Annotated in this window: 7 protein-coding genes; all 7 read left to right on the top strand. The window is 66.8% G+C overall.

Annotated features, from left to right (window positions below; genetic code table 11):
- A partial coding sequence (locus AC1DHD_RS10655) for an LCP family protein (protein ID WP_476879693.1) occupies window positions 1-991 on the top strand: 991 nt, incomplete at its 5' end.
- Window positions 992-1,204: 213 nt separating this feature from the next.
- On the top strand, window positions 1,205-2,686 hold the full coding sequence (locus AC1DHD_RS10650; RefSeq protein WP_476879692.1) for a sugar transferase: 1,482 nt from the start codon (window positions 1,205-1,207) through the stop codon (window positions 2,684-2,686).
- 26 nt (window positions 2,687-2,712) lie between these two features.
- Window positions 2,713-4,158, top strand: a complete 1,446-nt coding sequence (locus tag AC1DHD_RS10645) for a lipopolysaccharide biosynthesis protein (RefSeq protein ID WP_476879691.1) — start codon at window positions 2,713-2,715, stop codon at window positions 4,156-4,158.
- Entirely contained in the window at window positions 4,148-5,116 is a 969-nt protein-coding gene (locus tag AC1DHD_RS10640) for a glycosyltransferase (protein WP_476879690.1), read from the top strand. Before AC1DHD_RS10645 ends, AC1DHD_RS10640 begins: the two co-directional genes overlap by 11 nt.
- Window positions 5,113-5,931, top strand: coding sequence for a glycosyltransferase family 2 protein (locus AC1DHD_RS10635; protein WP_476879689.1), 819 nt, complete (start codon window positions 5,113-5,115; stop codon window positions 5,929-5,931). The genes AC1DHD_RS10640 and AC1DHD_RS10635 overlap by 4 nt, the downstream gene beginning before the upstream one ends.
- A gap of 80 nt (window positions 5,932-6,011) precedes the next feature.
- Window positions 6,012-8,591 (top strand): glycosyltransferase WbsX family protein, encoded by a 2,580-nt coding sequence (locus tag AC1DHD_RS10630; RefSeq protein WP_476879688.1) that lies wholly within the window; start codon window positions 6,012-6,014, stop codon window positions 8,589-8,591.
- Window positions 8,584-9,396, top strand: an 813-nt coding sequence (locus tag AC1DHD_RS10625; protein ID WP_476879687.1) for a hypothetical protein, incomplete at its 3' end; no start/stop codon positions are given. The genes AC1DHD_RS10630 and AC1DHD_RS10625, both read left to right, overlap by 8 nt.

Genomic DNA, 9,396 nt, shown 5'->3' with positions numbered 1-9,396 from the left:
GCTCATAGTCGCACTCTCCGTGTTGGCCGTCCTGGTGCTCGCCGGGGCTGCGGTCGGCATTTACGGCTACAACCTTGCCAGTAATTTCAACAACAACACGCAGAAGATCGAATCGGCGTTCCCCGATGACAGCACCCGGCCTGCGGCGTCGCAAGGCAAAGACGGCAAGCCGGCCCCGGTGAACATCCTGCTGATGGGCAGCGACGCCCGCAGCGCCTCGCTCGAAGCGTCCAAGGACGGACAGGCGAGCGACCAGCGCTCGGACACCCTGATGCTGCTTCACATTCCGGCAGACCGGAAAAACATCTACGTGATGTCCGTGATGCGTGATACCTGGATCAACATTCCGGGCAAAGGCGAAGCCAAGATCAACGCTGCGCTGCCCACAGGCGGCGTGCCTCTGGTGGTCCAGACCCTTGAAGGCCTCTTCGGTGTCCGCATCGACCACGTCGCGGGCATGGACTTCGCCGGCTTCGAGGCGCTGACGGACGCACTGGGCGGCGTCGAAATCACCGTGCCGTATGAATTCAAGTCTTTCCACATGCCCGGAAAAACCTTCAGCCAGGGCAAGCAGCTCATGGACGGGGCAACGGCTCTGGCGTATGTCCGGGAACGGTACGCCTTCCCCGACGGCGACTACCAGCGGGTCAAGAACCAGCAGGCGTTCCTCAAGGCCGTTATGTCCAAGATGCTGACGGCGGGCACCCTGTCCAACCCGGTCACCATCAATGACATCGTGACCAAATTCTCGCCGTACGTCAGCGTGGACAAGTCCCTGGACGCCGGAGCCGTCGCCGCCCTCGGCGTGCAGCTCAAGGACGTCCGGACGTCGAACGTCACCATGTTCACTCTCCCCAACTTGGGAGTAGGCACGTCCGCTGACGGCCAGTCCATTGTTGTTCCGGATTTCGATGAAATCAAAAAGGTTTCCGACGCATTGAAGTCCGACACCATGGACGCCTACGTTCAGGCGTCCAAACACACAAAGTAGGGCGGACGCCTCACCATGGTGGCGGCCCGGATGACTTACTCCGGGAGCCGACTACTAGGCGGTGTATTCTGCACTAGTGCCCGCGCGGACTCTTCGCATTCCAACGCGCCGGCATCAATCAGCACAAAAAGGGGTAGCACATTGTTTGGGGGAAGTTGCCGAGCCACTGTCAGTGGCATGCACAACCGCTGCAAGGCGGGTGAATTCTGACGCATGGAAACGTTAGCGACAGTCGATGTTCCGGCCGCTGAAATTCCGACCCGCGACCGGGTAACCAACGTCCTGAAAAGGCATATCCGTTGGCTCCGGGTAACGGACTTCGCCGTCGTGGTGGCGGCCGTGATGCTTGCCCAGACGGCTAAGTTTGGGCCACCCAATGAATCCGTCAAGGGATCCAGTTTTCATTTCAGCTATGAATTCCTCTCGGTGGTCCTCGCACTGGCGTGGTGCCTGTGCCTGGTCGCCTACAAGACCGCAGACGCCAAAGTCCTTGGGCTGGGGGCCGACGAATACCGGCGCACCCTGGCCGCCACACTTCGCGTTTTCGGGTCCGTGGCCATCATCGCCATGGTGTTCCAGATCGATATTGCGCGCAGCTACCTGGCGTTGTCCTTCCCCGTAGGGGCACTGGGCCTTGTGGCAAGCCGGTGGTTCTGGCGTAAATGGCTGACAAAACAACGGCGCAAGGGCGAGAAGTCCTCCCGCGTGCTGGTGGTCGGCGCCCACGATGACATCACCCGGGTGGTTCGCAGGTTGGACCAGCTCCCCGAGGCCGGGTACCGGGTAGTGGGTGTAGCACTCCTTGACGGGCCGGCGTCAGGATCGCTGAACGTGGCAGGCCACGTGGTCGACGTCGTCGGGCCTCCGGAGACGATTGTCAGCGCCGTCCTCCGCGCCCGCGCGGACGCCGTCGTCGTTGCCGGCCAGACGAAGCAGCGCTTCGAGTACCTCCGGGACCTCGGCTGGGCGCTGGAGGAAATCCGCGCCGAACTGATCGTTGCCTCCGAGCTCACCAACATCGCCGGCCCGCGCATCCACGTCCGCCCGGTGGAGGGACTGCCGCTGGTCCACGTGGAACTGCCCGATTATGAGGGCGCGAAGCTCTTTGTAAAACGAACAGCTGACTTCCTGGTGTCCGCCATCGGCTTCATCGCACTTCTTCCGGTCTTCATCGCCGTGGCCATCGCCATCAAGCTGGACAGCAAGGGGCCGGTGTTCTTCCGCCAGGAACGGATCGGCCTGCGCGGCAAACCCTTCGGGATGTGGAAATTCCGCTCCATGGCGGCCAACGCGCAGGACAACCTGGACAGCGTGCTCGACGCCGAGGACGGGTTCCGGGTCTTTTACAAAGCAAAGAAGGACCCGCGGGTCACCCGGCTCGGCCGCATCCTGCGCCGCTACTCGATCGACGAATTGCCGCAGCTGATCAATGTCCTCGCCGGCGACATGGCACTGGTGGGACCGCGGCCGCAAATCCAGCGGGAGGTTGATCTCTACGACAACCACCTGACCCGACGGCTGTACGTGAAGCCCGGGATCACCGGACTCTGGCAGGTCAGCGGCCGCAATAACCTCAGCCCTGACGACAGTGCACGGCTGGACCTCTATTACGTGGAGAACTGGTCCCTGACCACTGACATGCGGATTCTTGCCCGCACCCTCCGCGCTGTCTATGCCAGCGAAGGTGCTTATTAATGTTGTATCGAAGGGTTAGGCGCTAGGTGGCGGCACGTACTATCCAGGCGCAGGCCGCCCCGGCCGCCGGCCGTAAGTTACTGGGGCAAGGCAGCGTCTACGCCGTCGCGACCGTGGCGCCCATCCTGGTGACTCTCGGACTCACCCCGGTGCTGACCCGTCTCCTGGGACCGTTTGAGTACGGCCTCGTGGGCGTCTCCATCACGCTCTACCAGCTCGGAGCCGTGCTCCTGGGCCTCGGGTTTCCCGCCGCAATCACCCGCCACGCCATCGTGGAGAAGTCGGGCCTGGCCGGGGCGCGCGGTATCGCGGCGGCCAGCGCCCTCCTCGCCGTCCTGCTGGCGGCCGTCCTGATTGGCGCGGCACCGTTGTGGTCGCCGCTGATGATGCCCGAAGGCCACCACGGCCTGGTGGTCTGGCCGGTGGTGTCCGCAGTCGGCCTGACGGCGCTCACCGCCAGCCAGTCCATGTTCCGGGCCGCCGAAAATGTCCGCGCATTTACTGCCTTCGCAGCGCTCTCCGCCGTGGCGCCCCTGGGACTCGGCCTGCTGTCCGTCTGGCAAAGCGACGCCACAGCCGCGAACTACCTGCCGTTCGTTGCGGCCGGACACCTGGCCGTCGGCGCACTGTCCATGCTCTGGGCCTGCCGCGGTTCGAAGCTGAGAATCACACTGCACGAGACCGTTGCCGCGTTCCGGGTGGGGCTGCCCACCGTGCCGCACCAGGTTGCGAGTTCGTTGCTGCTGGTGGTCCTGGTGGCCGTCACGGTGGCATCCTYCGGGGTGGCCGCAGCCGGCGGCCTCCAGCTGGCCATTACCTTGGGCTCGACGCCGATGGTGCTGCTGGCCGCGGTCAACAACGCCTGGGCACCTATGATTTACCGGAGTCCGGACGCGCAACGAACCGCGCTACTGGGCAGCACGTTCCGGACGGTAGCGCTCCTTGTGCTCCTGCTCCTGGCCGGATTCGCGGTGCTGGGGCCGCCGGTGATCCACTTGGTGGGCGGTCCCGTGGCCGACCAGCCCGGGGTGGTCCAAAGCGCCATGATGGTAGCGGCGGCGACCGTGGCCATGACCGGGTACCTGGTCAACACGCATCTGGTTTTCCTGAGCGGACGAACCGGGCTCCTGGCGGTCACCACGCCCCTGGCAGCGGCGGCCGCCGTGGCCCTGGCCGCAATGGTTGCCGCGCAGCCGGGCAGCGCGCTGTGGGCTGTGGCTGCCGCCGTACCGGCTTTCCACCTCTGCCAGTCGATGTGGAGTATTTGGCTGCGCCGCCGAACAGGGCTGCCGATGGCGCCCACGCTCGGCGGGGTTTTGACCTTGTCCCTGGGCCTTCCGCCGCTTGCGGTGAGCGCCGTTACGGGTGACATTGTGCTGACCTTGGCGTTCTCAGTTGCTGCCTTCGCTCTGGCTTTGTTGCTCAACCGGCGGCATCTCGCCGCGCACGTGAGGACCTCCGGTGCCGCTTAAACAACCTGGTGTCATTTGCCTTGCCGTTTACCGGCCCGATCCCGGCCTGCTGCGGGTGCAACTGGAATCGATCGCTGCGCAGACCCTGACGGACTGGACCTGCATCATCGGCATCGACGGGCGTGACCCGGACGCGGCCCGGGAGGTCCGCGACATTGTCGGCTCGGACGCCCGCTTTGTGGTCCACGAATACCCTGACCGGCTCGGCTTTTACCGTAACTTCGAGCGCGTCCTGGCGGAGGCAAACCCTGACGCCGGCTGGGTCGCCCTGGCGGACCAGGATGACCTTTGGTACCCGCGCAAGCTGGAGATCATGGTGCCGTTACTGGAATCGCACGCCCTGGTGGCAGGCCAGGCGAGAATTGTCGATCTGCGTGCCGGCGACGCTGCCGCGCCGGACGCCGTCACGGTCCGCGTGATGCACGGGCTGGGACCGTTGCTCCTCGACAACTGCATTACCGGGAGCCTGAGTGTCCTGCGGACCCCCCTTCTCCGGGTGGCGCTGCCGTTCCCGGAACCCACCGACGCCGCGTATCACGACCACTGGCTCGCGCTTTGCGCCGACGTCGACGGCGGCATCAAGATCCTGCCCGACGTCGTCCAGGACTACCAGCAGCACGCCGCGAACGTCATCGGAGAAGAACTCGGCCGGTCCGTGACCAGCCGCATTTCCAAGCTCCGGGGCGCGGCGGCGGGAGGGCTGGGCCGCCAGTTGGATTACCTCAGCCAGCATCGCTTCGGCTGGCGTGCCAGGATGTGCCGGACGGTCCTGGAACGGGCAGCCGTGCCGGAAAATAAGCTCCCGATCATCAACGCTTTTGCATCCCCGACCGGCAGCTTCGAGCTTGCTAAGATCATCGTTCGTGCCGTCGTTGCACACCACTCACCTCCCGCGCGCTCATTGGCCATTCTGGCTGGCAGCATCTGGGCGGGGCGTACTAGGAGGACCCTCACATGACCGCATCCAACTGGACCATCATCACGGTCAGCTACAACAGTTCGGCTGACCTTCAACAGTGGTGGGCCGCCGAAACGCCCAAGCCCTACCGCTGGATCGTGGTGGATAACGGATCGACAGACGACTCCGTCGCGGTGGCCCGTGGCCTCGGCGCCGAAGTCATCGCCCAGGCAGAAAACCTCGGCTTCGCCACCGCCAACAACGCCGCACTAGCGCTTGTCGAGACCCCCTACGTAGCCTTCGTCAACCCGGATGTGTCCGTGAACGCGGCCGACCTGCCCCGCCTGGCGGAGATGAGCAGGACGCACGGCGCCGTCGTCGCGCCGCAGCTGGTCAACCCCGACGGTTCCCTGCAGCCCAACGGCAGGGGCCTGCCGTTCCTGATGGACAAATTCGCCCACCGCGGGCTCTCCCTTCCCGGTGCAGATGCCGAGGCGTACCTGCCGTCAACCTCCCCGGCGCCCACCTACGTTGCCTGGGCCATGGGGGCAGCGGTCTGCGGTTCAACGGAGTACTTCAAATCTACCGGCGGCTGGGATCAGCGGTTCTTCCTCTATTACGAAGACCACGCCATGGGTCTGGATGCCTGGCAGAACAATGCGCCGGTCATCGTGGATCCGACGTGCCGGTGGGTCCACGGCTGGCGCCGCGAGACGCACGGCGTGAGGTTCATGCCCTGGGTGCGGGAAGTCGCATCCGCCGCGAGGTTCTACCGGAGGCATCCCCTGTTGCTGCTGCCCGTGCGGCGGCCGGCCCAACGCCGTTACGCGGCGATCATTGAGCGTTCCGGCCAGCCGGTTGGGGCCGGCAAATGAGCGCCCCGCTGATGAGCAGCCGCTGGGCTGAAGCGTTGCAACCGTCGGCATCCAGGCCTTTGCCCCACGCCGGGCGGGTTGTGCGCGTCTTCTCCGCTGCGGTCCTGTTCTCCCTTGCCCTCTGGGGCGCCGGGGCAGTCACCTTCGGGGCGACCCGCGACGGCTGGCTGATCATCCAGGCCGTCCTCACACTGGCCATCACCTCGGTGATGCTCTATCGCTGCGTGGTGAGCCAGACCTTCAACATTGCCTGGACGATTTTCTGGACCTGGACGTTCATCTTCATGGCCCTGGCCCCGGCTTTCCAGCTGGCAGCCAACCGTTTCCCCTGGAAGGGAACGTTCACGGCGGGTACCCTCTCGACTGCCCAGCAGGTGGTCCTGGCCGGGCTCGCCGCGGCGGCAATCGGCTACTTCGCTGCACGCCGCGTGCCCTGGCGGTCTGAACCGGCGACGCGGGGCCGAGGCCCTCGGTGGTGGCAGCCGGGGATCGGCGGAGCCATGACCGCAATGCTGTGGGCGCAGGTCGGAACCGGCCTGCTGTTCGCAGCACTGATGGGCTCCGGACTGATGACCGGCCGTGTCGCTTTCCGGGAAACGCTGCTTCGCGTCGCGGACCTGCCCGGCGGCGGCTCGCTGTACTTCCTCGCCGAGGCCGGCGCCATCGCCATCCCCGCCGCCGGTATTGCCCTGTACCGCAGCGGGATCAAGGTGTCCGGCAAGCTCCTGGTGGCGGCCGTCGTCGCCGGAGCCATCGTGACCAACCCGCTGATCGGTTCACGGTTCCTCACGGGAAGCTTTGTTGTGGCGGTCGTCGCGGCATACCTGATCAACAGCAAATGGCTCCGGTGGCTGCCGGCATCCACGGTGCTGGTGTTTGTCACCGTGTTCCCCACCCTCGACCTCATGCGCGGCGACGGGACCGGCTCCACAGCCGTGGGCGCATCCCTGCCGAGCGCCACCCTGCTGAACTTCGATTTTGACGCGTTCGAGATGCTGCTGCGCGAGGTCTCGGTGCAGTCCATTCCGGCCGGCATGCCGGACCGTCTGGATCTCTTCATCGCACCCTTCCTGCGCTGGATCCCGGTGCTGTCCAACCTGGTCCAGGGACACGCCAGCGGACCCGTCGTGGCCAAGGCGACGGGGATGGGCTACACCAACGTCTCCATGCCTTTCTGGGGCGAAGCCCACCTCGTGGGTGGCTTCCTGGGCGTCTTCGTGGCGTTCATCCTGCTGGGCGCACTCCTGGCCTGGGCAGGTCCCCGGTTCCCCGGCACCGCGGCGACGCTGTCCGGCCGGGCCGTTGCCGCCCCGGTGGGCGCCCTCCTGTTTATGGTCCTGCGCGGCTCCCTCTACGAGGTGCTGGGCTTCCTGCTGCTCGCCATGGCGGTGGGCGTCGTCGTCGTCGCTGCCGCCCGGAGCGGGTCGGGTGTGCCCCAGGGCACGGTCGACGACGGCGGCGCACCGGTACCAGCGGAGGCAGCCAACCGTCCCCTCACGGTGGCGTTCTACCTCCCGCAGTACCACGCGATTCCCGAAAACGATGAGTGGTGGGGGACCGGCTTCACCGAGTGGACGAACGTCCGGAAAGCCACCGCCCTCTTCGACGGACATGACCACCCGCGCCGGCCCGCCGACTTCGGCTACTACGACCTGACGGTGGCCGGTGTGGCCGACCGGCAGGCCGAGCTCGCCCGGGCCAACGACGTCGACGCCTTCTGCTTCTACTACTACTGGTTCGCCGGCAAGCGGCTGCTGGAACGCCCCATTGACGATTACGTGGAACGCGGGCCCGATTTCCCGTTCTGCATTTCCTGGGCCAACGAAAACTGGACGCGCCGCTGGGACGGCCAGGACCAGTCGGTACTGATTGGCCAGGACTACGCGGAGGGCACGGCAGAACAGGTCTTCCTGGACTTCCTGCCGTACCTCCGGGATCCGCGCTACCTGCGCAACAACGGGCGCGCGGTTATTGTGGTGCACCGGGTGGACCACCTGCCGGACGCCCCCCAGTTCGCGCGGACCTGGCGTGAACTGGCCGACCAGCACGGCGTGGGCCCGCTGGAACTCATCGCGGCCGAGACCAAGCCCGGAATCCGCCCGGCCCCGTTCGGCTTCGACGCCGTCAGCGAGTTCCCCCCGGTCGGTTCCAACACCCTCGCCGCCGCCAAACTGGTCCCGCCAGCCGGCCTGAGCCCCAGCTTCCGTGGCCGGATCATGTCCTACCCGCGGATGGTCGAGCGCTTTATGCGCCGCCCGGAGCCCGGGTTCGTCCGCTACCGAGCCGTTGCCCCCGGGTGGGACAACACCGCGCGGCGGTCCAACAACTCCACCGTGTACGTCGACTCCTCGCCCGAGGGCTACCGTCGCTGGCTGCAGTTTGCCCGGGCCAGCGAAGCACGTCGGCAGCACGGCATGGTCTTCGTCAACGCCTGGAACGAGTGGGCGGAGGGCTCCTACCTCGAGCCGGACGAGACCCACGGAACGGACTACCTCACGGCAACCCGCTGGGACGCGGCGCCACTCCCGCACCGGCCCCGCACCCCCATGGGCAGTCCCGGCTTCCCGTGGCTCCAGTCGCTGGCGAAATCGGCGGCGGGCAGCGTGCTGGCCTCCTGGCGGACACTGCGAAACAACCTCGCCTCGCTCCGCCGTGGATAACAGGGCAGTGGCCGCGGAGGTCGCGGCCTCCCTGGCGATCGGCAACGAGACATCGCTGGACCGCCAGCTTCTACGCGCGGCCGCGGGTTTCGCCGCCCTTGTGGGCGGTGCCGCGCGCCGGTCCGGTGGCACGGGCCGGCCCGCTGACGGGGCCGTCTGGACAGTGTTCGCCAACCCCGTGGCCCACGGCGTTGTCCTGGGCTCGGCCGTTGCGGAGGCGCTGAAGGGCCTCCCGGTGGAACTTGTGGCGGACGCCAGGCACGCCTCTTCGGACCTGCGCCCGGGGTTGTCCTTCCCCGGACTGGCCCCGGCCTCCATGGCGCGCGTCTCGGGCTGGAAACGGCTGGGCGGCGCCCTGCAGCTCCGGCGCGCCCTGCCGGGGGGAGCCCTGCGGTCCCTGCCGGCGGCGAGGGTGTACAGGGAGTATCTCTTCCTGGCCCAGGCGGTGCGCTACCTCGCGGCGCTGGACGCCGTTGCCGGCGCCGCCCTGGTGCTGACCGACTTCGATCGGCATAACTACTGTTGGCCGCTGGTCTGGGCCGCGAAGCAACACGGCATTCCCACCATGACCCTGGTGCACGGAACGCCCAACGAGGCCAACTACGTCCCCGTGCTGGCCGACTGGGTGGGCGTCTGGGGGCAGGCGCAGGACTCCTGGTTCCGCCGGCACAGCCCTGACACGGCCCGGGTGGTCATCGGCCGCCCCGAAGCCGAGGAGTTCCGGCAGCCGGCCGGGCCCCTGCGGCGCGTCATCGTCTGCCACTCGATGGAAGAGTTGTCCGCCACTGAAGCCACGGCACTGGCC

The sequence above is a fragment of the Arthrobacter sp. 05L45_2 genome, from assembly GCF_056397525.1.
This window is presented reverse-complemented; position numbering and strand designations above follow the sequence as displayed.

Bases quoted from the DNA above. Each gene is read 5' to 3' on its own strand.
- AC1DHD_RS10635 (WP_476879689.1), top strand. From the start codon at position 5,113: ATGACCGCATCCAACTGGACCATCATCACGGTCAGCTACAACAGTTCG.
- AC1DHD_RS10650 (WP_476879692.1), top strand. From the start codon at position 1,205: ATGGAAACGTTAGCGACAGTCGATGTTCCGGCCGCTGAAATTCCGACC.